Source organism: Maridesulfovibrio sp., from assembly GCF_963666665.1.
Taxonomy (GTDB): Bacteria; Desulfobacterota; Desulfovibrionia; order Desulfovibrionales; family Desulfovibrionaceae; genus Maridesulfovibrio.
Map to the genome: position 1 here is coordinate 163,352 of NZ_OY762999.1, position 22,698 is coordinate 186,049.

General features: G+C 48.9%; 20 protein-coding genes and 1 tRNA gene. 6 read left to right on the forward strand and 15 right to left on the reverse strand.

Annotated features, from left to right (window positions below; translation table 11 throughout):
- The first annotated feature begins 177 nt into the window (after positions 1-177).
- The gene (locus tag ACKU40_RS00690; RefSeq protein ID WP_320174624.1) at positions 178-651 is read left to right on the forward strand and encodes a ferritin family protein; all 474 of its coding nucleotides are present in this window, start codon (positions 178-180) and stop codon (positions 649-651) included.
- Positions 652-731: 80 nt separating this feature from the next.
- On the opposite strand, the gene ACKU40_RS00695 is transcribed toward ACKU40_RS00690, so the two are convergent.
- The 4 genes from ACKU40_RS00695 to hslV all read right to left on the reverse strand — a co-directional run bounded on the left by ACKU40_RS00695 (position 732) and on the right by hslV (position 5,417).
- Complete coding sequence (locus ACKU40_RS00695; protein WP_320174625.1) at positions 732-2,318, reverse strand: flagellar hook-basal body complex protein; 1,587 nt, start codon at positions 2,316-2,318, stop codon at positions 732-734.
- A gap of 238 nt (positions 2,319-2,556) precedes the next feature.
- Entirely contained in the window at positions 2,557-3,303 is a 747-nt protein-coding gene (locus ACKU40_RS00700) for a tetratricopeptide repeat protein (protein ID WP_320174626.1), read from the reverse strand.
- 176 nt (positions 3,304-3,479) lie between these two features.
- Complete coding sequence (gene hslU, locus ACKU40_RS00705) at positions 3,480-4,856, reverse strand: ATP-dependent protease ATPase subunit HslU (RefSeq protein ID WP_320174627.1); 1,377 nt, start codon at positions 4,854-4,856, stop codon at positions 3,480-3,482.
- Positions 4,857-4,877: 21 nt separating this feature from the next.
- Positions 4,878-5,417 (reverse strand): ATP-dependent protease subunit HslV, encoded by a 540-nt coding sequence (gene hslV / locus ACKU40_RS00710; RefSeq protein ID WP_015852803.1) that lies wholly within the window; start codon positions 5,415-5,417, stop codon positions 4,878-4,880.
- Between the two features lie 252 nt (positions 5,418-5,669).
- On the opposite strand from hslV, the gene ACKU40_RS00715 reads away from it, so the two are divergent.
- The gene (locus ACKU40_RS00715) at positions 5,670-6,455 is read left to right on the forward strand and encodes a hypothetical protein (protein ID WP_320174628.1); all 786 of its coding nucleotides are present in this window, start codon (positions 5,670-5,672) and stop codon (positions 6,453-6,455) included.
- A gap of 176 nt (positions 6,456-6,631) precedes the next feature.
- On the opposite strand, the gene ACKU40_RS00720 is transcribed toward ACKU40_RS00715, so the two are convergent.
- From ACKU40_RS00720 to ACKU40_RS00770, 11 genes are all read right to left on the reverse strand, one after another.
- Complete coding sequence (locus ACKU40_RS00720) at positions 6,632-8,449, reverse strand: chloride channel protein (protein WP_320174629.1); 1,818 nt, start codon at positions 8,447-8,449, stop codon at positions 6,632-6,634.
- Complete coding sequence (locus tag ACKU40_RS00725) at positions 8,449-9,432, reverse strand: bifunctional riboflavin kinase/FAD synthetase (RefSeq protein WP_320174630.1); 984 nt, start codon at positions 9,430-9,432, stop codon at positions 8,449-8,451. Before ACKU40_RS00725 ends, ACKU40_RS00720 begins: the two co-directional genes overlap by 1 nt.
- Positions 9,433-9,498: 66 nt before the next feature.
- Complete coding sequence (locus tag ACKU40_RS00730) at positions 9,499-10,962, reverse strand: M48 family metalloprotease (RefSeq protein ID WP_320174631.1); 1,464 nt, start codon at positions 10,960-10,962, stop codon at positions 9,499-9,501.
- A gap of 154 nt (positions 10,963-11,116) precedes the next feature.
- Positions 11,117-12,391 carry a transcription termination factor Rho gene (gene rho, locus ACKU40_RS00735; protein ID WP_320174632.1) on the reverse strand — a complete coding sequence of 425 codons (1,275 nt, stop codon included), beginning with the start codon at positions 12,389-12,391 and terminating at the stop codon, positions 11,117-11,119.
- A 336-nt stretch (positions 12,392-12,727) separates the two neighbouring features.
- On the reverse strand, positions 12,728-13,243 hold the full coding sequence (locus tag ACKU40_RS00740) for a CarD family transcriptional regulator (RefSeq protein ID WP_320174633.1): 516 nt from the start codon (positions 13,241-13,243) through the stop codon (positions 12,728-12,730).
- Positions 13,244-13,460: 217 nt separating this feature from the next.
- A complete protein-coding gene (gene pth / locus ACKU40_RS00745; RefSeq protein WP_320174634.1) occupies positions 13,461-14,078 on the reverse strand; it encodes an aminoacyl-tRNA hydrolase in 618 nt (205 codons plus the stop codon).
- Between the two features lie 75 nt (positions 14,079-14,153).
- A complete protein-coding gene (locus tag ACKU40_RS00750; RefSeq protein WP_320174635.1) occupies positions 14,154-14,744 on the reverse strand; it encodes a 50S ribosomal protein L25 in 591 nt (196 codons plus the stop codon).
- Between the two features lie 66 nt (positions 14,745-14,810).
- A complete protein-coding gene (locus ACKU40_RS00755; protein WP_320174636.1) occupies positions 14,811-15,755 on the reverse strand; it encodes a ribose-phosphate pyrophosphokinase in 945 nt (314 codons plus the stop codon).
- Positions 15,756-15,794: 39 nt separating this feature from the next.
- Positions 15,795-15,870 (reverse strand) — tRNA-Gln (locus tag ACKU40_RS00760).
- Positions 15,871-15,906: 36 nt separating this feature from the next.
- A complete protein-coding gene (ispE, locus tag ACKU40_RS00765) occupies positions 15,907-16,776 on the reverse strand; it encodes a 4-(cytidine 5'-diphospho)-2-C-methyl-D-erythritol kinase (protein ID WP_320174637.1) in 870 nt (289 codons plus the stop codon).
- A 93-nt stretch (positions 16,777-16,869) separates the two neighbouring features.
- Positions 16,870-18,312 (reverse strand): DegQ family serine endoprotease, encoded by a 1,443-nt coding sequence (locus ACKU40_RS00770; protein WP_320174638.1) that lies wholly within the window; start codon positions 18,310-18,312, stop codon positions 16,870-16,872.
- A gap of 256 nt (positions 18,313-18,568) precedes the next feature.
- Between ACKU40_RS00770 and ACKU40_RS00775 the strand changes: the two genes are divergently transcribed.
- The 4 genes from ACKU40_RS00775 to ACKU40_RS00790 all read left to right on the forward strand — a co-directional run bounded on the left by ACKU40_RS00775 (position 18,569) and on the right by ACKU40_RS00790 (position 22,697).
- Entirely contained in the window at positions 18,569-20,194 is a 1,626-nt protein-coding gene (locus ACKU40_RS00775; RefSeq protein WP_320174639.1) for a sensor histidine kinase, read from the forward strand.
- Positions 20,191-20,898, forward strand: coding sequence for a response regulator (locus ACKU40_RS00780; RefSeq protein ID WP_320174640.1), 708 nt, complete (start codon positions 20,191-20,193; stop codon positions 20,896-20,898). Before ACKU40_RS00775 ends, ACKU40_RS00780 begins: the two co-directional genes overlap by 4 nt.
- A 242-nt stretch (positions 20,899-21,140) precedes the next feature.
- Entirely contained in the window at positions 21,141-22,118 is a 978-nt protein-coding gene (locus ACKU40_RS00785; RefSeq protein ID WP_320174641.1) for a DctP family TRAP transporter solute-binding subunit, read from the forward strand.
- A gap of 57 nt (positions 22,119-22,175) precedes the next feature.
- Positions 22,176-22,697: a TRAP transporter small permease gene (locus tag ACKU40_RS00790; protein WP_320174642.1), complete on the forward strand. Its 522-nt coding sequence runs from the start codon at positions 22,176-22,178 to the stop codon at positions 22,695-22,697.
- Position 22,698 lies beyond the last annotated feature (1 nt).

A 22,698-nucleotide genomic window follows, 5' to 3' on the forward strand; every position in this document is an offset into this window, starting at 1 on the left:
TAAAAATGGCAAAGGTTGTTCGCTAAAAATATAACTTATTACGGTTGCTCTTTTGAGAACTCTGGTTAATATTAAAAACCAATGACCATCTGTTTGCAGAGATTTGGTGGATTTATCTAAGAATAAATCATAAATAAATCGATTTCCACAGGAAGTTTTAATTTACGAGGTGTACATATGGTAACCTTTTTCAGTGCTAATGAAGTGGCAGAACTTGCAATGCGTATTGAGCAGAAAGGACAGGCTTTCTACCTGTTGGCTGCAGATGAGGCAAAAGATCCCGGTGCAAAGGAATTCTTTGAGTTTTTTGCAGAGGAAGAATCCCGTCATGAACTGTTTTTCCGCGATATGCGTGATCGTATCGGTTCCATCGAGATTCCCCCGGGAAGCGATTATGAAGAATATACCCAGTATGTGATGGCCCTTGTTGATTCCCACGATGTTTTCAATTTTGATTACACCGAGGCTTTCAAGGATGAGGCTTTTAATTTTGAGCAGGCTGTGCGTGCAGCCATGCGTTTCGAAAAGGATACCATTCTTCTTTTCACTGAGTTGAAAAGGATGGTTCCTGATACAGAACGTAAGTTCGTTGAAGAATGTATTGACGAAGAACGCAAGCACCTGCGCATGCTGGCCGAAAAGCTGAGCTAGTTTTACACTGCAAAGTATTAAAAAGCCCCTTCTGGAGATTTCCAGAGGGGGCTTTGCTTTTGTTAATTTAAAATTATGGATTACTTCTTAATTCCAAGTGCGGTGTTGATCATTGAATCCGTGGTGGTGATTCCCTTGGAGTTGGCCTGAAAACCGCGTTGGGTCAGGATCATGTAGGCAAATTCTTCCGCCAGATCCACGTTTGAGGTTTCAAGGCTGTTGCTGACCACAGAGCCGAGTCCTTCCTTGCGGGCCACACCTTCGACTGCATCCCCTGAGTCCGTAGTGGAACTGAAGTAGTTTGAACCTTCACGGCGCAGTCCGAATTCGTTTTTAAAATTGTAAAGGTTTACCTGATAGAGATCGGTGCTCATACCATTGGAGAACAGGGCAGACATGATCCCCTCGGAATTGAAGGAGACGTTCTGGAGATAGCCCTCCCCGAATCCATCCTGCGACTGGCTGATGGTTGATGACGACCCGTAGTAATCTGTAGTGGCAAGAGCGTTAAGCTTACCATCAACCATTCCAGGAAGTGATGATGCATTGCTGCCTATGTCTGCAGCTGTTACCCCGGTTGTATTCCAAGAGTCAGTGCCGGAGGTGATACCCATATCAAGGGATATGGTTTGTGCTGTTGCGGTTCCGCTTGCTCCTGAGAGAGTAACGCTGAAAGTCGGCTGCCCGTTGCTGTTCAGGGCTGCCTGTTCCCAGTTGGCGAGATCCTTACCGTCTGCCGATCCGGCTGCAAGGGTGAAGGCGCTCTGGTTAAGCAGGGCTCCATCGCCGGAGAAAGTAAGTGTCCCGGCCATGACAAGTCCGGCACCGGAAGTACCGGTCAAAGCACTGGCATCCTCTCCGGGGGGAACGGTTACGATATATTCCCAGTGTCGTTTGTCGGAACTGTCGCCGTCATTTAAAACCTTGTCGAAATATACGATAAGATCGTGCTTGTTTCCGTTGTCATCGTAAATCTGGATGGAGCTGTTGTATTCATACTTGTCAGCAGTCAGTGGGGTGCTGCTGGTTCCATCCCACTCCTGAAGCAGGGAAAAGAAGGGGGAGGTTTCGCTGCTGCTGTTGTCTACTGCACCGGAATCAAGGTTGGTACGCATAGTTACAGAATCAGTCCCTTTCGGGTCTGATTTTACAACCATGATTTTGTTGCCGTATGTGTCTGTTTCTTCTTTCATGGGCAGTACAATATTTTGCGAGGTGGTACCGATATTACCATCAGCATCAATCTTGTAGCCCTGAAGGATGTTCTGGTGAGAGTCCACGAGCTGTCCGTTCTTATCAAAATGGAAGTTACCCGCACGGGTGTAATAGCTGCTACTTGAGACCGGGTCGGCAACACGGAAGAAGCCCTGACCGCCGATGGCAATATCAGTGCTGGAACTAGTTGTCTCGAATGAGCCTTCCTTAAAATTTATTCTGGTGGTCGCAACCCGTGTTCCCAGCCCGATCTGCCCGGGGCTGTTGGCTCCTCCGGAAACTATCCCGGAATTAGCCTTGCCCGAACTCTGGCTGGCGAGTGTTTCAAGAAATGTGTCGCCGCTTTTGTAGGCAGTGGTATTGACGTTGGCAAGGTTGGCACCGATCTGCTGCATTAGCACTCCGTGTGACTTCACGCCCGTCGCGGCTGTATACATTGAGCTGAAACCCATGATTGAACTCCTTGATAGGTGTCGGCACTAAAACTGTGACTCCGCCTGCACCTGTTAAACCTGTAGCCCGGAATAAAAATCCGGTCACCAGTACTTAAGCAAGGGGCGTGCCTAAAGTTTGTGTTAAGCAATATCAAGGGTTTGTTAGTTGTATTTGGAGAAAAGCCGGAAAAAAAGTCCTTCTTAATATAGAATTAAGAAGGACTATGCTGGGCACTTGTGCGTGGAAAATTATAGATCAGACAGCAACTTTTTTTGTTAAATATTTTTTTAGCTTCATAGCCGGAATAGATTCTGGATTGATTCCGAGGCATTTTTCAGCATTTTTCAGGGCCCCTTTCCGATCACCTTTTTCATAAAGGCAGCGCGCTATATTGAAGTAGATGTTTTCGTCGTCATCGGTCAGTCCCACTGCTCTGGAATAAAAATTAACTGCCTCGTCAAACATTTTGTTTTTGCGCAGGGAGATGCCGAAATCATTAAAGAGGTGTTTGTGTTCCCGTTCAAAGGCTGCATTCAGTCCTATTAATCTGCTGAATACATCTGCGGCTTTATCTGCTTCATTACGGTCAAGGTAGCAGAGGCCGATGCCGAAGTTGGCCCTGATATTATCTTCATCAATGCTGAGGGCCTTGCCGTATTCCATTTCGGCAGTAAATGTATTGCCCTGCTGGCGTTGGCGGTCAGCCTTGGCAAGAGCTTTATTCAGTTTCTGGATGGCCGGAAATACTTTGGACGTATAAAGCTCAACTTCCGGAGTGAATGATTCCAGCAGTTCTTCCTTGCTGATAATCTGTTCTTCACCGGTGGGAACGTCATTTTCATTGAGTACCCGCAAGCCCACTTCTCCGTTATCTTTCTCCTCCGCATAATACAGAAAAGACTGGATGACCTTCCTTTTAGTCGTTCCGGTCCCGATTTCCTGTATCAGTTTTGTGGAAAAGGTGCCCTTTATTTTGGGCATGGGAGTTGTGCTTTCAGCCATAGCGCCTGTTTTGTCTCTTAACTTTTAAAATATATAATTAAAATTATGTCAGCCAGATGTCCCTTGTGCGTATAGCACAGAACCGAATGGGCCTCAATTTTTAAAACTAGTAAAAAAGCGGGACAGCATTACAACTGTCCCGCTTTACTGTTAATTTAATACAAATATAAAGTCTGCTACAGAATGTAACGTGAAAGATCCCTGTCCTCTGTTACATCTTGCAGTTGTTTCTGTACGTATTCCTTATCAATAACAATTGAATCGCCGGAACGGTCTGGCGCTTCAAAGGAAAGGTCGGAGAGAATCTTTTCCATGATGGTGTAGAGTCTGCGTGCTCCGATGTTCTCGGTTTCCTCATTGAATTTTTGAGCGTTGAGGGCCACTTCTTCAAGTGCTTCGCGGCTGAAATCAATGGTCATGTTTTCGGTCTCCAGCAGAGCCTTGTACTGAACGGTCAAGGCGTTCTGCGGTTCGGTGAGGATGCGGTAGAAGTCATCCTTATCGAGGGAGGTCAGTTCCACACGCAGGGGGAAACGTCCCTGAAGTTCGGGGATCAGATCAGAGGGCTTGGCGTAGCTGAATGCGCCTGCAGATATGAACAGGATATGGTCTGTCTTGACCATGCCGTACTTGGTATTGACTACGCAGCCTTCAACCACAGGCAGCAGGTCGCGCTGTACACCTTCGCGGGAAACGTTTGCAGAACCGCCGCCTTCCTGATTGCCTGCAATCTTGTCGATTTCATCAAGGAAGAGGATTCCGCCCTGTTCAACTCGTTCACGGGCCAGCTCTGCCACGTTGTCCATGTCGATAAGCTTGTCGGATTCCTGCTGGATGAGGATCTCATAAGCTTCGCGGATTTTGACCTTACGCATTTTCTTTTTGTTGGGGAACATCTTGCCGATCATGTCGCTGACCTGCATGCCCATGTCTTCCATACCGGGCACGGACATGATTTCCACTCCGCCGCCCTGTACGGAAACTTCAATTTCTACTTCGCGGTCATCAAGTTTGCCTTCACGCCACATTTTGCGGAATTTCTCGCGGGTGGAAGACTGGTCCGCTGCGGGCTGTTCAATCTGCGGTTCTTCAGCTGCAGCGGGATTGAAGAATCCCATGCCGGGCTGCTTGGGCTTGGATGAGGGCAGAAGGATGTCGAGAAGTGCGTCTTCGGCGTGTTTTTCAGCCTTTACTTTGACCTTTTCCATTTCTTCCTTGCGCACAAGGTTGATGCCGATTTCCATGAGGTCGCGGACCATGGATTCAACATCGCGGCCCACGTAACCAACTTCGGTGAACTTGGTGGCTTCGACCTTGAAGAACGGGCATCCGGCAAGTTTAGCCAGACGGCGGGCGATTTCGGTTTTACCGACTCCGGTAGGCCCCATCATGATGATGTTCTTGGGTGCGATTTCGTCACGCAGTTCCGGCGGAAGCTGCTGACGGCGCCAGCGGTTACGCATGGCAATGGCGACCATCCGTTTGGCATCGGACTGGCCGATAATGAATTTATCCAGTTCAGAAACGATTTCTCTAGGTGTAAGATTGCTCATTTTTTTCAAGCTCGCGAAATTTTATTTTTCAAGGGTTTTGAGAACAAAGTGGTCGTTGGTGTATACGCAGATTTCACTGGCGATTTCCATGGATTTTTGCGCGATGTCCGCAGCGGGCATATCTGTGTTGCGCATGAGCGCACGGGCTGCGGAAAGGGCGTAGGAACCGCCGGAACCGATGGCGGCAACACCGTCGTCAGGTTCGATAACATCACCGTTACCGCTGATGATGAGGATATGCTCGGCATCAGCAACCATGATCATTGCTTCCAGCTTGCGCAGGAATTTATCAGTGCGCCAGTCGGTAGCCATCTCAACAGCGGAGCGCACAAGGTTGCCGGAGTAGGTTTTGAGTTTCTTTTCAAAGCGTTCAAAAAGGGTGAATGCATCAGCGGTCGCCCCGGCGAATCCGGCGATAACCTGATCATTGTAAAGGGTACGGACTTTAACTGCGGAATGTTTCATAACCACAGCCTGTCCCATAGTGACCTGACCGTCACCGATCATGGCAGTGCCTTTATCGTCCTTAACGGCCAGAATGGTTGTTCCTCTCATTTCCATGTTCATCTCCTGATTCATCTATTTCAATATGACGGATTGAGTTCTATTTGTTTATGAATTCAATAATTACGCCGAGGGATATTTATTAATAGCGGCGTGAAATTTTTGGTTACCAGAACATAATACCTGTGGGGGGGATGGCAAGGGGGGATAAAAAATCTTCCCCACCCCAACCTAAAGAAATATAAATTTATGCCGAAAATAACATCGACACACAATTAACCTCTAAAATTCATATATTCGAGGTCAGCCATGAGAATCGATGAATCTTCGGGCTTTAAATTCAATATTTTCGATATGAAGAAATCCGCTGAGGAAGAGGTAAACTCAACCCATCAGCCGACGGTTGAAAAAGAACCGCAGGGGCATACTTTTTCCCAGCGCAATATGATGTCGGATAGTTTCGTCAAGCAGAATCGTGAGGAGTCACGGTACATCAACGGACTGATGACTTCCTATGCTGTTGCGGATCAATTCCGTACTCAGATGCAGACTGTTACGAATATTTTTAATGATGATGCTAGTGTGCTTTCTGCTGATATGCCCATGAATTATCAATTAATGAAACTTACCCCCATGGAGGCCGAACATTTAGCCGAAGAGCAGGCAGATGATTATACTAAGGAAAAACTTGAAGAGAAGATAGAAGCCGAGCGTAAGGAAGAAGAACAGGAACAGGAAGAAAAGGCCGAAGCAAAGATCGAAGAAAAGCTTATGCCCGAGGAAGCAAAGAAGGTTCTGGATGCTGACCCTGATCCCGAGGAGCTTGCTGAGGAAATCGCGGAGATGGTCGAAGATGTAACTGAAGCCAAGGGCGACAAAATATTAAAAGGCAATGAGCAGGATGAACCTCAGACCGTTGCCGGGAATGTTCAGGCTGCTGAGCAGGTAAGTACTGTCGCGACTGCCAGTTCTGTTGCACCGGAGGGTGATAAGAAAGTCGATCTGACCGGAGAATCTACACAGACCGTTGAAGGAGGCAGTGCTTCTGTCGGTACGGTACCTCCTCCGGGAACTTATGTTGATGAAGTTGTTTAGGGTTTGAATCAGTCTGAAAAATTTAAAGCTCCCTCCTGCAAGCGCAAGAGGGAGCTTTTTCAATCTATGACAATTAATTGCTTGAAACGGCGAAGCCTAATGAAAGGTTTTGGGATTCTTAAACCATTTTTCAAAAGGGTTTAAGCCGCCGGAGGCAAACTTCATTTCGAATTAAATTACTCTGCAGCTTCCCTCAACTCCTTAACAGATAAGGCATAAGCTCGGAACACGTTCTCCCTGTTCAGGATACCGATGATCCTGTTGGGATCATCCTCACTTACAACCGGAATCTGCCCGTAGTCGGTATCTACGAACTTGAGCAGGGCTGTGTAAAGGTCATCCTCTGCCTTGAGGGTCGCCGGTTTGGTGGCGAGGTCCTTGGCTAGGATGAGGTCAAAGAGGTCCGGGTTGAAGAGATGGTTACGGACATTCTGAATGGTTAGGATTCCGGTGATTACCCCATCTTCGCTTTTGACCGGGAAGTAAAGCTCGTTGGTGTTGGCGATGATATCGGTCAGCGCCTTGAGCGTGGTTCCTTCTTCAAGGGTGGTTACACGGCCCGGTTTGTAGTGGGTCTCTACGTGCAGCCCTTCAAGGATGTTGATGGTCTTGTCCTCGATATGGGCAGGGGAATCGAATTTACTTTCCACCTGATGCTCGTAGAGGGAGAAGCTTCGTCCCAGCACAATACACAGAGCGGAGGCGAGCATGAGCGGGGCCAGCAGGCCGTAACCCTGTGTGAGTTCGCAGACCATGATCAGCGGGCCGATGGGGGCTTTTGCCACCCCGGCAAAGAATGCGGCCATGCCGACCAGTACATATCCGCCGGGCTGGGTGACGATGTCCGGATAGTATTTTCCGGCAAGCTGGCCGACGATACCGCCGGACATACCGCCCACGAAAAGTGCGGGGGCGAACATACCGCCGGACATACCGGAACCGATGGTCATGGAGGTCGCGATGGTCTTGCCGATTACAATGGCGATCATCATCATGAGCGGGATTTCACCCATGATTGCCATTTCCAGCCAGCCATAACCGCCGGTGAGGACCTGCGGGAAGAACATACCCATGATACCCATGAGCAGTCCGCCGAGAGCGGTGGCCCACATGAGGCCGACCCGGTCCCTTATCTGGTTGAATACGGAATATTTGATGAAGCGGAAAGTGCGGATATACATCCAGCCTGCCAAAGTGCAGGCAAAGGCCAGAGCCACGTAGAAGATCAGTTCCCGCGGATCGTGGAAGACAAAACGCGGAATTCCGAAGATAGGCTCAGTGCCGTAGAAAAGTGTGAACAGGGAATAGGACACTACGGAGGATATGACCGAAGGCAGGATTGCTTCGGATTCAAAGTCCTCGCGGTAGATGACCTCAATAGCTGTGAGTGCTCCCCCCAGCGGGGCGCGGAAGATCGCACCGAGACCGCCGGCTGCACCTGCGAGGAGCAGGATTCGGCGTTCCTTGGTGGAGAGTTTAAGCTTCTGGGCCAGCCATGAGCCTACACCTGCACCCATCTGGGTGATGGGACCTTCACGGCCCGCACTACCACCGCAGGAGATGGTGAAAACTGAGGTAAGCCCCTTGATAATGGGCACGATGGGGCGCATGAGACCGCTGCCCTGATGGAAACATTTAATGGTGGCGTCGGTGCCGTCTGTTCCGCCGGATGTTGTTTCCGGGATATATCTGTTTACCAGCCATCCGGTAACCAGACCTACGATGGTCAGGCAGATGGGGATGGTCCAAGTGCGCAGGTGCTCACCGGCATGCCCATGGAAAAGTTCTTCGCCCTCAGGCGCAGGCAGGGACAGCCCGGCCAACTGGCTCATGAAAATGTGTTTGCCCAGCTCCACAGCGCCGAAAAAAAGAACGGCTACGATACCGGAAAGAATACCGACTACAATGCCGAGTACCAGCCAGCGGAAATGACTGACTTTACGGTAGGAGCGTACGAGATCCTTCCATGTATGCAGATTAAGAAAAGGACTCATTATTCTGCTCCTGATTCTGATTCGCTCAGATGCAGTCCGGGACGGACCTGTGATTCAGGGTATGAAAGAATTTCTCTGGCAAGGCCGATATCAATACTGATGCGTTCCTTGAGTTCATCCAGCCCGTTGAATTTTTTTTCGGAACGAATGCGCTGAATGAAGTGCACACGGATGTCCTTGCCGTAAATATCGCTGGAAAAATCTAGAATATGTGCTTCCACGGAAAGTGCTTCATTGCCGAAAGTTGGGTTCTTGCCGATGTTGGCAACACCGGGCAGAACTTTGCCTTCGACTTCCACGCGGATGGCATAGACCCCTTTCTTGGGGAAGAGTTCATCTTCGAGCTTGATATTGGCGGTGGGGAAACCGAGCAGCCTGCCACCCCTGTTCATACCGTGTACAACTTCTCCGCGAACCTGATAGAAACGGCCCAGCAGCGGACGAACGTCCCAGACATTACCTTCGCTGACCATGTCCCGGATACGGGAGGAGCTGACAACGGCATCGTTGATGATTACCGGGTCAAGACGCTCAACCTTGTAATCATGCTTCTTGCCCAGATTTACGATGGTTTCGTAGTTGCCGCTGCGCCCTTTACCCAGTGCATAGTCATAACCAACGACCATTTCTTTCATCCCTAGCGGGTCTATGAGGTATTGCTGTATGAATTCTTCGGGAGAAAGGGCTGCCATTTCCTTGGTGAAATTCAGGGCCAGAATGATGTCCGGCTTGTGCAGGGCGATGAGTTCCAGCTTTTGTGAGGTAAGGGTTATGAAAGGCGGGGTTTTACTATTGACCAGTACCCGGAGAGGATGGGGGTCAAAGGTTACGACAACGCTGGCAAGGCCGTTGGCTCGTGCTTTTTCGCAGGTGCTGCTGATCAGCTTCTGGTGGCCTTTGTGAACCCCGTCAAAGTTTCCGATTGTTACACATGCGCCTTGTTCAGGCTTTACTATTTCATCTATTGATTTTGCGATGATCATATTCGCTTCACTTTTTAATTGGAGATAGAATTTTAGAAACGAAAACTGTTACCTCAAAAGCCCGGATCATTCAAGCTTTCCATTGTCCTCTTCCTCGGGCGGTTTCGGATTGATAGTTTCCTGCAATTCAGCAAGTTCTTCGCGTTGTTTCTTGGTTTTTGCCAGTCCTTCAGCTTTGTGGAGGTGGAATTGGGCTTGCTTCATGTCCCGGCCGTATAACGCTGCGTATGCGAGGTGGGTGTGGGCTTCAAAGTAATTCCCTGATTCTCCGAGCATGCGTCCAAGATGGTAGTGAATTTCCTGATCGTAAGGAACCATTTCCGCGACCTTGCGCATTGTCAGGATGGCTTGCTTGTAGTTTTTCCTTGTTCCTTCAATGCGGGCGATAAAGAAAAGGGTCATGGCATCACGCGGCTCACGCAGGTAGGCCTCGCGCAACAGCGGGGAGGCTTTATCCATGTCTCCAACGGTAAAATAGAAGCGGCCCTGTTCCCGCAGGATCAAGGTCTCATCAGGGCAAAGAGCATGTGCCTGATCAAATTCAAGCTCAGCATTTTTGTATTGCTTTATTCGCGTGTAAACAATTCCGAGCCCTAAATGGTCGAGGCAGGTGCGTTCATTTTCAGGTATAGCCATATAGTGGGCAAGGGCAACGTCCGGCGAAGTCAGCCTTGCCCTGATCAGGGTTTGAACTTTGAAAAAAGTTGCATCGTCATCTTTGCGCATGAAATACTCCGGAGGCATGCGCTTGAAGCGGTCCTGCAGGTATTCGATACGTGAATCAAGACCGGGGTGTGTGGAAAGATAAGTAGGTATATTTGTGTTGCTGATATGCCATTGACGCTGTTTCATTACCTTGAAACCATCGATCATGCTTTGCGGGTTGTAACCGGCGGCAACAAGATAGTTCATGCCTAGATGGTCAGCTTCCCTTTCGTTTTCCTGCGTATAGTTAAGGTATGCACTCTGGGCGCCGCCCATAGAGCCCATGGCAATGGCTGAACCGAGGTTGCTCATATTGCTGCCGCCACCGGCTATGCCGACCAGCATACCGGCCAATGTGCCGAGCATGCTGGCAAAGTTGACCATCTTCATTTTTTCCATGCGGCGGGCCACGTGGCGCAGTGACACGTGGGCAAGTTCGTGGCCGATAACCGCTGCAAGCTCAGCCTCATGTTTCATGTTCAGAATCAGGCCGGTGTATACATATACATAGCCGCCCGGAACCGCGAACGCATTCATGGAATTGTTGCGTATAACGGTAGCGGTAATCGGAAATGGTTGGGGAGGGATGTGTCTGGCAACCTTCGCTACCAAGTGTTTAATATAGCCGTCAATTTGCGGGTCGAGGATAATCGGAAGCCTGCTGCGGACCATCTTATCAAACTCGCCGCCGAGTTTGATTTCATCTTTGACTGTGAACTCGCCGAAAAGTGAATTTGCAATGGCCTGTGGAGTTATGCTCAGGCTGAAAAAAAAGATCAGCATTAACGATATGATCTGGAGATGAATTTTATTTCTGATGGACATACTGAAATCTGTTGAATCTATATGTGATGTTGAAAAATTAGATTTATGTTGAAGAGAGTAAGTTTTGAATGGCGGCTTGTAAAGGAAGGAAGCAAAAAGAAAACCCCGCAAGCAGAACTTGCGGGGTTTATAATTCTTTTATGAACCGGGGCTGTTATTTGCCCATCATGTCGAAGAATTCGTCATTGTTTTTGGTGCCCTTCATCTTATCGAGCAGGAATTCCATGGAATCGATGGAGTTCATGGGGGCAAGAAGCTTGCGCAGGATCCAGACCTTGTTGAGAACTCCGTCATCAAGGAGGAGTTCTTCCTTACGGGTACCGGAACGGTTGATGTCGATAGCCGGGAAGACACGCTTTTCAGCGAGCTTGCGGTCAAGGTAAAGGTCCATGTTACCGGTTCCCTTGAACTCTTCAAAGATAACCTCGTCCATGCGGGATCCGGTATCAATGAGTGCGGTGGCGATGATGGTCAGGCTGCCGCCTTCTTCGATGTTGCGGGCTGCGCCGAAGAATCTTTTGGGACGCTGCATTGCGTTGGCATCCAGACCACCGGAAAGAACCCTGCCTGAGGAAGGGGTTACGGCGTTGTATGCGCGGCCGAGACGGGTGATGGAGTCGAGCAGGATGACAACGTCACGTTTGCGCTCAACAAGGCGTTTGGCCTTTTCAAGAACCATCTCGGTAACCTGCACATGGCGCTGCGGAGGCTCATCAAAAGTGGAGCTGACCACTTCAGCCTTAACAGTTCTTGCCATGTCGGTAACTTCTTCGGGGCGTTCGTCGATGAGCAGAACAATGAGATCAACGTCCGGATGATTGGCGTTGATGGAGTTTGCGATGTTCTGCAGCATCATGGTCTTACCGGTACGGGGCGGTGCAACGAGCAGGGCGCGCTGTCCACGACCGATAGGGGAAAGAATGTCGATTACCCGGGAACTGAAATTCTTGGGTCCGTTTTCCACTTTGAAACGGTTGTCCGGGTATACTGGAGTCAGGTTGTCGAAAAGAACCAGATTTCTGGAGTGTTCCGGCGGCTCAAGTCCGATTTCATTTACTCTGAGAAGTGCGAAGTAGCGCTCGCCTTCTTTGGGAGGACGAATCTGGCCGGAAATAATGTCACCCTTGCGCAGGCCGAATCTTCTGATCTGGGAGGGGGAAACATAAATGTCGTCCGGTCCGGGCATGTAGCTGTAGGTGGGTGAACGGAGGAAACCGAAACCGTCGGGAAGGACTTCCAGGACGCCTTCACCGTAAATCTGTCCGTTCTGCGCCGCGCAACCTTGAAGCAGTGCGAAAATAAGTTCCTGCTTGCGCATACCGCTGGGGTTTTCAACTTTGAATTTAGCTGCCAGATCCATTAGGTCTGACATCTTCTTCTGTTTTAGTTCAGTCAGGTTCAGGTTTTGTATATTTTTGTCTTGGCCCATACTGTATAACCGGATTTAAAAAGTTTAAAAATATTTTTAAGTTAACGGAAAGCGGCAGCAATGCACACATAAAGTGTTCATGCATTTATCGAAATGCTTTATCATTAACTAGATGATGGAAATTATATTGGATTTTCCTGAGTGAGGGGCTGTTTATCTGTTCGAATATACCGACTTTGGTACTGTCTTTGATTCTTGCTCCACCCTAGTTGCAGTCTTGCTTGTTAAGAATGCTTTGTTAGCTGTTTCTGGTGAAACATGAAGCATTCTAAAGCCTGTAACTCATAGGGCATTAACTGAAAGAATCGTTTATGACAAGTCGTTTGAACAGGATTTTTAGGATTCCTCATCCTGCTTTTCCAGAACGTCACTGAAAAGTGCATTGATCTCATCCTTGATTTCATCCTGATCAAGGCCGAGAGCAAAGGAAAGCTCCATAGAAACAAGACCCATAGCTTGCTCAAGGAGTCTGCGTTCGCCAAAGGAAAGTTCTTTATCGCGACCAATCAGGAACAGTTCTTTAAGCACGTAAGCCACATCCTGAAGGTCACCGCTTTTGAGTTTTTCAGAGTACTCACGGTAGCGTCTGTTCCAGTTCTGACCGGTGTAACCGGTGAAATCAGATCTGTCTTTGAGGCTTTCAAATATTTTCATGCCCGCGTCCTTGTCACAGACAGCGCGAAGACCCACGTTATGCGCGTTCATGACCGGAACCATGAGCGTAACATTGTTACTTAAAATGCGGACAATATAAAATTCAGCGGTTGCTCCGCCGATTTCCTGGCTTTCGATACGTTCTACTTTGCCTACTCCCTGCGAAGGGTAGACAACCAACTGGTCTAGCTCAAACACTCATGGCTCCTTGGAATTGCAAAAGAAATGCTTGGAAAGGTCGGTGCGAATTTCGGGGATATCCCGAGATGGTGGTGGCGCGGTTACGTGTAATTCAGGATTAGCTGAAAACGGGTTTACAGGCCCTTCCCATTTCTTTTACCCTCTATATTAATAATTATTTTATTAAGAGGGAATTGCTACGAAAAGTTATTATAACTGAATTGTAAAAAATAGTCTACGGTTCGGTTTCAGGAAGATCAGGCATGAAACTGTTCATGAACTGGGTTGCCGTTCCTTGACCGCGCCTGAAATGCAGGTTCAGCCCTTTTATTGCTGCCTGTGACATCTGGGCTGCGACTTCAAGTTCCTGCGTATTGAATTCCTCAAGTACATAGTCTTTGACCTGTGAGGAAAATTCCGGACGGCCGATGCCAATCCTTACGCGGAAGAAATTCGGAGATCCCATTTTCTCCTGAATGGATTCAAGGCCCCGGTGGCCGTTGTTGCCACCGCCTTTTTTGAATTTCATCCTTCCGCAGGGAAGGTCCAGTTCATCATGGATGACGTAGACATCAGATACGGCAATGGAATATTTGCCGCAGATGGCTGCAACAGCCTTACCGCTCAGGTTCATGTAAGTTAGCGGTTTGGTTGCCAGCACGCTGGTTCCGGCTATATTGAGGCTGAAAAGTTCGAAGTCGCCGGAAATTCCCATTTCCTTGTAGCGCATGCTTTTGCGGGATGCTGCCATTTCTGCCAAAGCATCAACTGCCATAAAACCGATATTGTGTCTGGTTTTGGCGTATTCCGGTCCGGGGTTACCCAGTCCTACGATAAGTGCTTTGTATTCCATGATAATGTCCCTGCTTAACAAACGGCAAAGGCCCCGGATAAACCGGGGCCCGAAAATGAGTATACTAGTAAAGACCTATTTTTCTTCTGCTTCTTCAGCTGCTTTAGCAGAACCGCGGCCAGCGGCACAGCGAACGAGTGCGAAGTTGTTGTCGAAAACAACGGAAGCACCTTCACCGAGGTCAATTTCGTTTACGAATACAGTGTCACCAACGTTCATGCTGGAAATGTTTACAACGATTTCAGCAGGAAGGGTTGCAGCGGTACAAGATACGGTGAGCTTGGGGCGGTAAATAGCCATGCGGCCACCGAGTTTAACACCGGGTGCCTTACCTTCGGTTACGACGGGAACGTCGACTTTGATGGTACGGTCATTGGAAACACCGAGGAAGTCGATGTGGTTGGGGCGAGGACGGACGGGGTCCATCTGCACTTTCCAGATCAGGGTGTCGTAGGTCTTACCGTCTACGTCGAGGCTGAAAACGCGGGTGGTACCGACTTTACGGTACATTTTCAGGAATTCGTTTTCGTTAACGGAAAGAACGAGGTTTTCGCCGTCCTGAGAATAGAAGACAACGGGAACCAGACCCTGATTGCGAAGCTTGCGGTTTGCGGATTTACCGGTTTGGGTACGCAGCTCAGCTTTGAAGGTTACTTTTTCAGACATTATTTTCTCCTTATGGTTAACCTGCTGTCGCTCAAAAAGACCGACAGAGGGTGGGAATAGGCAATGTTATACGAAGAGTACGCTTACGGAGGACTCGGAGTGCACGTTGTGAATGCACTTGGCGAGAATTCCGGCGACGGATTTGATTTTAATCTTGCCGTTGCAGTTAGCAATTTTCTCTTCGGGAACAGGCAGGGTGTCAGTTACAATCACCTCGGAAAAAGGTGCTGCAGCCAGCCTGTCGATAGCCGGTCCGGAAAGAACCGGGTGGGTTGCGCAGGCAATTACGTCTTTAGCGCCGTGGTCCATGAGAACCTTAGCTGCCTGGCACATGGTGCCTGCGGTGTCGATCATGTCATCCATGACTACGCAGACTTTATCTTTTACTTCGCCGATAACGTGCATGGCTTTAGCCTGGTTGGGAGCGTCGCGGCGTTTATCAACAATAGCAAGGCCTGCGTTCAAACGTTTGGCGTATGCTCTTGCGCGCTCGGTTCCGCCTGCATCAGGGGAAACCATAACCATGTCATCGTCACGGGTGCGCAGTTCGTCCAGCAGGACGGGTGCTGCATAAATGTTGTCTACGGGGAGGTCAAAAAATCCCTGAATCTGGCCCGCGTGCAGGTCGATAGTAACCAGACGCTGCATGCCTGCAACAGTCAGGCAGTCGGCACAGAGTTTTGCACTGATGGGTGCGCGGGGAGAAACCTTGCGGTCCTGTCTGGCGTATCCATAGTAAGGAACAACTGCAGTTACTCGGCGGGCACTTGCTCTTTTAAGCGCGTCCAGCATGAGGCACAGTTCCATGAAATGAAAGTTCACCGGATCACAGGTAGACTGGACTACGAAAACATCGCAGCCGCGGACGTTATCCTGAATCTCGATGCGGATTTCACCATCACTGAATTTTTCACGCAGGCAGGGAGTAAGTGTGCTGCCGAGATGGTCACAGATTGCTTCTGAAAGCGCCAGATTTGACGAGCCGCTGATAATCTTGAGTTCACCGTTCATGTCGGTCTCCAACTTGACCTCTCGGATGAGAAATGAATTTGGCAGGGATGGAAGGACTCGAACCCTCGAATGCGTGGACCAAAACCACGTGCCTTGCCAACTTGGCGACATCCCTGCACAGATTATGTGAAATATATCTATATTAAAATTTTCAAAACCTGTGAAGAACAGAGTCAATGTTTATTGATTTCAAGCCGGTGGCAGCTTTTTTTGCTGCTTCATCATCTTTAAAGAAAGAGATGACGCTCGCCCCGCTTCCGCTCATGACAGCTCCGCAGGCTCCATTTTTCAACAGATACTCCTTTGTCTCCCTGATTTTGGGAAACTCGGGAAGGACAACCTCTTCAAAGTCATTGAACAAAGTCACCCTCGTTTTGGAGGCCGTTCTATTATTACCGCAGGCTGACGTTGTCAAGTCAAAGCCTCCACTTTTTTTCAAATTAGTGGAGCGGTCACGGTTGGACCATGCCTTGTATGCCCATGCGGTGTTCACGTGCACATCCGGGCAGGCTAATAACGCGGTCAGGCCGGAAAGGTCAACCTCTGAAGGCGATAAAATTTCACCAATACCTTTTGCCCACGCAGGACCATCCAGTAAAAAGAAGGGGACGTCCGCGCCAAGCCCCGCTGCCAGTGCGTTCAGCTTGTCATGTTCAAGTCCCGGACTGTCGGGGTGGGTGTTAAGGAAACGGAGCATGGATGCGGCATCGGAACTGCCGCCGCCAAGTCCGGCCCCGGTGGGAGTGCGCTTGGTCAGTTCAATATGCAGTCCCGGACGGAATCCGGTTGCCGCAGCATATTTATCCCAAGCCTTGTAAATAAGGTTGTCTTCCGCCGGAAGGTCGAAATCCGCACAGTGGATGGTACAGCCTTCTCCGCTTTCAGTCACCTCAAGGGTGTCAGCTAAAGCGGGAAAGGGGTGAAATAAGGTGTCCAGCTCATGATAACCGTCCTCTCTTTTGCGGACGATTTTCAAGTAAAGGTTGACCTTAGCCGGGGCGGTAAGAATTGTTTTGTTCATGGGCAGTCTAATAACGTAAAGAGTTTGAATTAGGAAGCCCCGTCCTGATGATATTCAGGACGGGGCAATTGAGAGTTGACAACTTTCGGGAGATTATTTCTCTTTCAGTTCTATAGTCCGGAAGATGTTATGGCCTTGACGTTTCAGGAGCAGCATAACCAATCCGCGTTTTTTACCTTCACTATTAATGATTTTCTGCAGGTCAGTGATGGAATTAACTTTATGCTGGTTGGCTTCGATAATTACATCGCCGACTGCGATGGCTGCATCTTCAGCCGGTGTTCCCTGCATTACTTCGATGACCAGCAGCCCTTCGGGCCTGTCCAGTCCAAGGGATTCAGCTTCAGCTTTGCGGTTTACCCTGCGAACCACCAGTCCGAGGTCATCAAGGTTTTCTTCTGCTGCCTTGGGGGACATCTGTTCGGCTTCAGCCACAACATTCTTGCCGTTGCGTTCGCCAAGCACGATGCGCAGGTTCTTCTCGCGTCCTTTGCGCCATACTTGAATACTTACGGCCTTGCCCGGAGGCAGGGCTGCTACAGTGCGCAGCAGGTCGTTGGTGTCGTCGATTTTTTCGCCGTCAACCTTGAGGATGACGTCTCCGACCTTCATGCCGCCCTTGTCTGCGGGATCGCCGGGATTCACAGAGTTGACCAGCGCACCTTTTTCATTTTGCAGACCGAGAGCCTTGGCGGTCTTGGCATCAGCATCCTGAATGGTTACGCCGAGCCAGCCGCGGCTGACCTTATGGTCGGTCTTAAGCTGGGTGATGACGTTTTCAGCCATGTTGCTGGGGATTGCAAAACCGATTCCCTGACCGCTGGCAATGATGGCGGTGTTGATGCCGATGACACGTCCATTCAGGTCGATGAGCGGTCCGCCGGAGTTTCCGGGGTTGATGCTGGCATCGGTCTGAATAAAGTTGTCAAAAGGACCTGCACCGATGATGCGCCCCTTGGCACTGATAATCCCTTTGGTTACAGTATGTCCTAAACCGAAGGGGTTGCCGATGGCCAGTACCCATTCGCCAACTTCGGCTTTGTCCGAGTTTGCGAATTCAAGGAAGGGCAGCTCTTTTTTCACTTCTATTTTCAAGAGGGCAAGGTCGGTTTCTTTGTCCCGGCCGATGATTTTTGCCGGGTATTCGTGCCCGTCATTCTGGAGCTTGACCGTGATTTCATCCGCAGAGGCGACAACATGGTTGTTTGTGACCACGAATCCGTCCTTGGAAATGATAAAACCGGACCCCAGCGAGCCTGTTTTGCGTTTCTGTTTGGGCTGATTGTTGTTTCCACGATTATTAAACTGCTTGAAGAAATCCTCGAAAGGATTGTCTCCGCCTTTGCCGTGGAATTTGAAAAAGTCTTCCATGGGGTTGCCCACTTCGACCATTTTCACAGTATTGACGTTGACCACGGCGGGGCCGCATTTCTTAGCCAGCTCCACAAAGGAAGGCAGTCCGTCCGCATGTGCGTATACGGGCAGGATGAGTACAGTGATGAGAGTAAGTAATCCAATGTAGCGTTTTAATTTCATGTAACCTCCTCGTAATGCCGCCCGGAAAACGGGATAGGCAGCACCTTTTTGAGTATAGTCTTGTTTTTTTAAATGTAAATAGCCTGTCGGGAAATTCAGCAGGTGTTGATTTGCAAACATTATTTTAGACTGATACGGATCAAGTGTTTCAGATGACAGTTGTATATGCAGTCTGTTCATTGAAGGGCGACCTGAGATATGTGCTTTTCCGCCATAAACCATGATTCCGGAACAAAATTGCAGGGGGAAGGTTTCCATGCGTTTGTACAAGATCCTGACTGCCGTAAAACCAAAGACCATACAGCATTACCTTGCCTATATGGTCGCCGGTCTCGTCCTGACCCAATTAGGTATCACCTTGTTTCTTATCTTCGATCTTACGTCCAACCTGCTCAAGGAACAGATCGGGTTGCGTGCCCTCCAGACGGCGCAGTCAATAGCCCATACTCCCATGATCAGGTCTGAATTGATGCGCAATGATCCCGGAGGAAGGATTCAGATACTGGCTGAGAATATACGCAAAAATACCGGGGCTACATTTATTGTTGTGGGAGATGTGGAAAACAAGCGTTTTTCCCATCCGGTTCCGGATAGGATCGGCAAGACCTTTGTCGGCGGAGATACCGGGCCGGTTCTCAAGGAAGGCAAATCCTATGTCTCGGAAGCGGTCGGAACACTGGGCAGGTCCATACGTGCGTTTGTACCTGTTTTTTCTGAAGATGATGAAATCATAGGCTTTGTTTCTGTCGGTTACCTTTCTGACAGTGTTAAGAAGAGCATTGCCGAGCACATGGATCGTCCTCTAGTCTTTATTCTTTTTCTGACTGTACTCGGTTTTGCCATTACAGCCTGTATTGCCCGTCATCTTAAAAAGATTACCCTCAACCTTGAGCCTGCGGAAATCACCAACCTTTACCTCGAACGAGGGGCCGTGCTGGAAACCATTAGAGAGGGGGTTATTGCCACGGACCACAGGGGGGAAATCCGGCTGGCCAATAAGGCTGCACTTAATTATACCTGCTTCTATTCAGCGGAATTGGTCGGCAAGCATATCGATGACGTGATCCCCTGTGCAGGACTCAAGCATGCCCTGACTACCGGCGAAAGCGAATTCGATCAGGAACGGATCGTTAACGGTCAGGAGTTGATTTTCAACATTGTTCCGGTTCTTAAGGATGGATCAATCAAGGGGCTGGTTGCCAGCTTCCGGCGCAAAGATGAATTGGACCGTATTTCCCATGAGCTTTCAAGCATTCAGGAGTATTCCGAACTGTTGCGAGGGCAAACACATGAATATTCAAACAAGCTTCACACTATTGCCGGACTGATCCAGATCGAAGCCTATCAGGAGGCTCTTGACCTTGTTTCCAGGGAATCATCCGGGTACGAGGATATTATCAGATTTTTAAACAAAGCCGTGCCCCATCCGGTTATTGCAGCCATTGTGCTTGGTAAATACAATCGGGCCAAGGAACTGAAAATAAATTTCAAAGTGGACCGTGAAAGCACCATGGTTGATGTTCCGGATTGGATCAAGCAGGAGAAAATAGTTACTGTTGTCGGCAACCTGCTGGACAATGCTTTTGAGGCCGTGCTGGAGCAGGATAAGGACAATCGCAAGGTCTTTCTTTCCTTTACCGATCTTGGAAATGATATTGTTTTTGAGATTGAGGATTCAGGTCCCGGTGTTTCACCGGATCAGATAGAGAAGATTTTTGAGAAGGGGATATCGTCCAAGGGAAGTTCCCGCCGGGGGTTGGGGCTTTATCTGGTTCGCCAGCGTCTTGATGAACTCGGTGGATTTGTTTCCGTTTCAGCTGCCCAGTCCGGCGGAACCCTCTTTTCCGTGATAATTCCGAAAGTCAGGTGTACTGTAGTATGATCGATGTAAAAGTTGTAATCGTCGAGGATGATGCCAGAATAGCTGACCTTCACCGCCGTTTTACCGAGAGGGTGCCGGGGTTCAGCGTGGTGGCTATTGCTCAGGGTCTTGATGATGCCAAGACCATGATTGAGCTGTACAAACCTGATTTGATACTTCTTGATTTATATTTCCCGGAAGGCACCAGTCTTGACCTGCTGCGCGAAATTCGTACTCAGGGCATTGAAACTGATGTGATACTTATTACCGCTGCCCGTGAGATGGGACCGCTCAAGGAAGCCCTTCGTGGCGGGGTTTTTGACTATATCATCAAGCCGGTTATTCTTGACCGTTTCGTGACCTGTCTCGAAAAATTCGGCGAATATTTCCAGCGCCTCCGTTCAGAGGAAGCTATTGAGCAAAGTGACGTGGACAGCATACGAAATCTTAATCCGGCCTCTTCCTTGTCCGAATCCTGTTCGGATTCTGAAACTTTGCCTAAGGGGATTGATCCTTTGACCTTGAAGAAGGTCAAGGCTGTTTTTGCTGATGGTAACTCTGATAAGCAGCAAGGAATCAGTGCCGAAGAAGTGGGCGAGACAATTGGAGCCAGCAGGTCTACTGCCCGGCGTTATCTGGAATACCTTGTGTCAATCGGCAGTATTTATCCTGATGTAGTATACGGCACCGTAGGACGCCCTGAGCGGAAGTATTTCAGGAACTGATTTGTCTCGCTGATGGTGAATAATTATTATTGATTCTGGCGCCTTCCGGTATAGCCTGCCTTTTCTTGTTTGTTTTTTCATTCCCATGAACAAAATGAACAAAATTACCGTAAAGAATAAAAAGAATATTAAACCGTTAATAGCACCTCCTTCATTTTTTCATATAGATTCGGCTTCAGGTTTGAAAGTTGGGAAGAAGTTCTATGAAAAAAATGAAAATCTGCCGAAGCAGAGGAGGGTTTATGAGACGTTTATTAGCAGTAATATGTGCGCTGGTGCTGATTGCAGCAATGTCGGTTCCCGCATTTGCAGGTAAAGTGGTTCTCAAGCTGGGACATATTGCAGAGCCCGTGCATCCTTATGGACAGGGAGCGGAGAAATTCGCCGAACTTGTTAAGGAAAAATCCGGTGGAGAAATTATTGTAAAGGTTTTTCCTTCCTCTCAGCTGGGCGGCCAGAAGGACTTGATCGAGGGTCTTATTTTCGGGACCGTTGACATGGCCTTGGTGGGAACTGCCGTACTCGGTCAGTTCCAGCCTCAGATTTCAATTTTCGATATGCCTTTCCTTTTTCAGGATCGTGAACACACCTACAAATCTCTTGATACCGTCGGTATGGATCTTGGGAAAGCTCTTGAACCCAAGGGTATCAAACTCCTCGGATACATGGAAAACGGTATCCGCCACCTGACCAACAACGTCCGTGAAGTCAAGACTCCTGCTGACATGGAAGGCCTTAAAATCAGGGTCATGACCAACAAAATTTACATTGAAATGATGAAATCCCTCGGAGCATCACCAACTCCCATGGCTTTCGGTGAGCTCTATTCCGCAATGCAGCAGGGTACTGTTGACGGGCAGGAAAACCCCAGTGCCCATATCTGGACCAAACGATTTTTCGAAGTTCAGAAATATGCATCCAAGACCGCTCACTCCTATGCTCCGGAACCGCTGGTAATGTCCATGATCAGCTGGTCCAGACTTAATCCTGCACAGCAGAAAATCCTCGTGTCAGCAGCTAAAGAAGCAATCGACTGGCAGCGCAAGTTCTCCACTGAAAAGGATGATGAATACTGGACCCTCATCGAAGGAACCGGAAAAATTAAAATCACTGAAGTTGACCGCGAGCAGTTCGCTGAAGCAACCAAGCCTGTTTATGAAAAGTTTGCGAAGGTTGTAGGGCAGGACAACATTGACAGAATTAATGCTCTGAAAAAATAGCCGTTTCAATCGGAGCCGGGTAAATTCCCGGCTCCGGATTCTCAGGGAGGATTCCTGATGGATAAATTATTCGAAAAACTGCGTGCGGTCCTGTACTGGATTTCCGTAACTTCAATGACCGTCATGCTCGGCCTGATTTTTTTTCAGGTGGTAACCAGATATTTTTTCGGGCACACCTTTGAGTGGTCTGAAGAGTTGGCAAGATTCCTTTTTGTCTGGGTTGTTTTCCTTGGTTCAGCATTGATAATGGGCGAGAGCGGGCATCTGGCTGTCCAAATTCTGCCCACTAAATTCAAGGGTACTGCTTCAGGGCTGGTACTGGAAATTTTGATCAACCTTTGCAGCTATGCCTTTACTATGCTCCTGTTGATTCAGGGGGCCAAGATGACTTCCGTCATGACTTTTCAGGTCGCTCCGGGACTGGGGATTTCCATGAGTGTCGTTTATTCCATTATTCCCATCAGCGCATTCCTGATGATTCTCTACCTGATCAAAGATACGGTAAGAATTTTCAAACAGATCAAAGAGCGCTGCGGGACTGACGCTGTCGTAGAACAGAAAGCGGAAGCGGGGAGGTAGT

What these genes read in the sequence shown, in the direction of transcription:
- ACKU40_RS00785 (WP_320174641.1), top strand. Translation starts at nt 21,141, where the DNA reads ATGAGACGTTTATTAGCAGTAATATGTGCGCTGGTGCTGATTGCAGCA.
- hslV (WP_015852803.1), bottom strand. Translation starts at nt 5,417, where the DNA reads ATGGAAATGAGAGGAACAACCATTCTGGCCGTTAAGGACGATAAAGGC.
- ACKU40_RS00695 (WP_320174625.1), bottom strand. Translation starts at nt 2,318, where the DNA reads ATGGGTTTCAGCTCAATGTATACAGCCGCGACGGGCGTGAAGTCACAC.
- ACKU40_RS00730 (WP_320174631.1), bottom strand. Translation starts at nt 10,962, where the DNA reads ATGTCCATCAGAAATAAAATTCATCTCCAGATCATATCGTTAATGCTG.
- rho (WP_320174632.1), bottom strand. Translation starts at nt 12,391, where the DNA reads ATGGGCCAAGACAAAAATATACAAAACCTGAACCTGACTGAACTAAAA.
- ACKU40_RS00720 (WP_320174629.1), bottom strand. Translation starts at nt 8,449, where the DNA reads ATGAGTCCTTTTCTTAATCTGCATACATGGAAGGATCTCGTACGCTCC.
- ACKU40_RS00690 (WP_320174624.1), top strand. Translation starts at nt 178, where the DNA reads ATGGTAACCTTTTTCAGTGCTAATGAAGTGGCAGAACTTGCAATGCGT.
- ACKU40_RS00780 (WP_320174640.1), top strand. Translation starts at nt 20,191, where the DNA reads ATGATCGATGTAAAAGTTGTAATCGTCGAGGATGATGCCAGAATAGCT.
- ACKU40_RS00750 (WP_320174635.1), bottom strand. Translation starts at nt 14,744, where the DNA reads ATGTCTGAAAAAGTAACCTTCAAAGCTGAGCTGCGTACCCAAACCGGT.
- ACKU40_RS00775 (WP_320174639.1), top strand. Translation starts at nt 18,569, where the DNA reads ATGCGTTTGTACAAGATCCTGACTGCCGTAAAACCAAAGACCATACAG.
- ACKU40_RS00755 (WP_320174636.1), bottom strand. Translation starts at nt 15,755, where the DNA reads ATGAACGGTGAACTCAAGATTATCAGCGGCTCGTCAAATCTGGCGCTT.
- ACKU40_RS00700 (WP_320174626.1), bottom strand. Translation starts at nt 3,303, where the DNA reads ATGGCTGAAAGCACAACTCCCATGCCCAAAATAAAGGGCACCTTTTCC.
- pth (WP_320174634.1), bottom strand. Translation starts at nt 14,078, where the DNA reads ATGGAATACAAAGCACTTATCGTAGGACTGGGTAACCCCGGACCGGAA.
- ACKU40_RS00715 (WP_320174628.1), top strand. Translation starts at nt 5,670, where the DNA reads ATGAGAATCGATGAATCTTCGGGCTTTAAATTCAATATTTTCGATATG.
- ispE (WP_320174637.1), bottom strand. Translation starts at nt 16,776, where the DNA reads ATGAACAAAACAATTCTTACCGCCCCGGCTAAGGTCAACCTTTACTTG.
- ACKU40_RS00725 (WP_320174630.1), bottom strand. Translation starts at nt 9,432, where the DNA reads ATGATCATCGCAAAATCAATAGATGAAATAGTAAAGCCTGAACAAGGC.
- ACKU40_RS00770 (WP_320174638.1), bottom strand. Translation starts at nt 18,312, where the DNA reads ATGAAATTAAAACGCTACATTGGATTACTTACTCTCATCACTGTACTC.
- ACKU40_RS00790 (WP_320174642.1), top strand. Translation starts at nt 22,176, where the DNA reads ATGGATAAATTATTCGAAAAACTGCGTGCGGTCCTGTACTGGATTTCC.
- hslU (WP_320174627.1), bottom strand. Translation starts at nt 4,856, where the DNA reads ATGAGCAATCTTACACCTAGAGAAATCGTTTCTGAACTGGATAAATTC.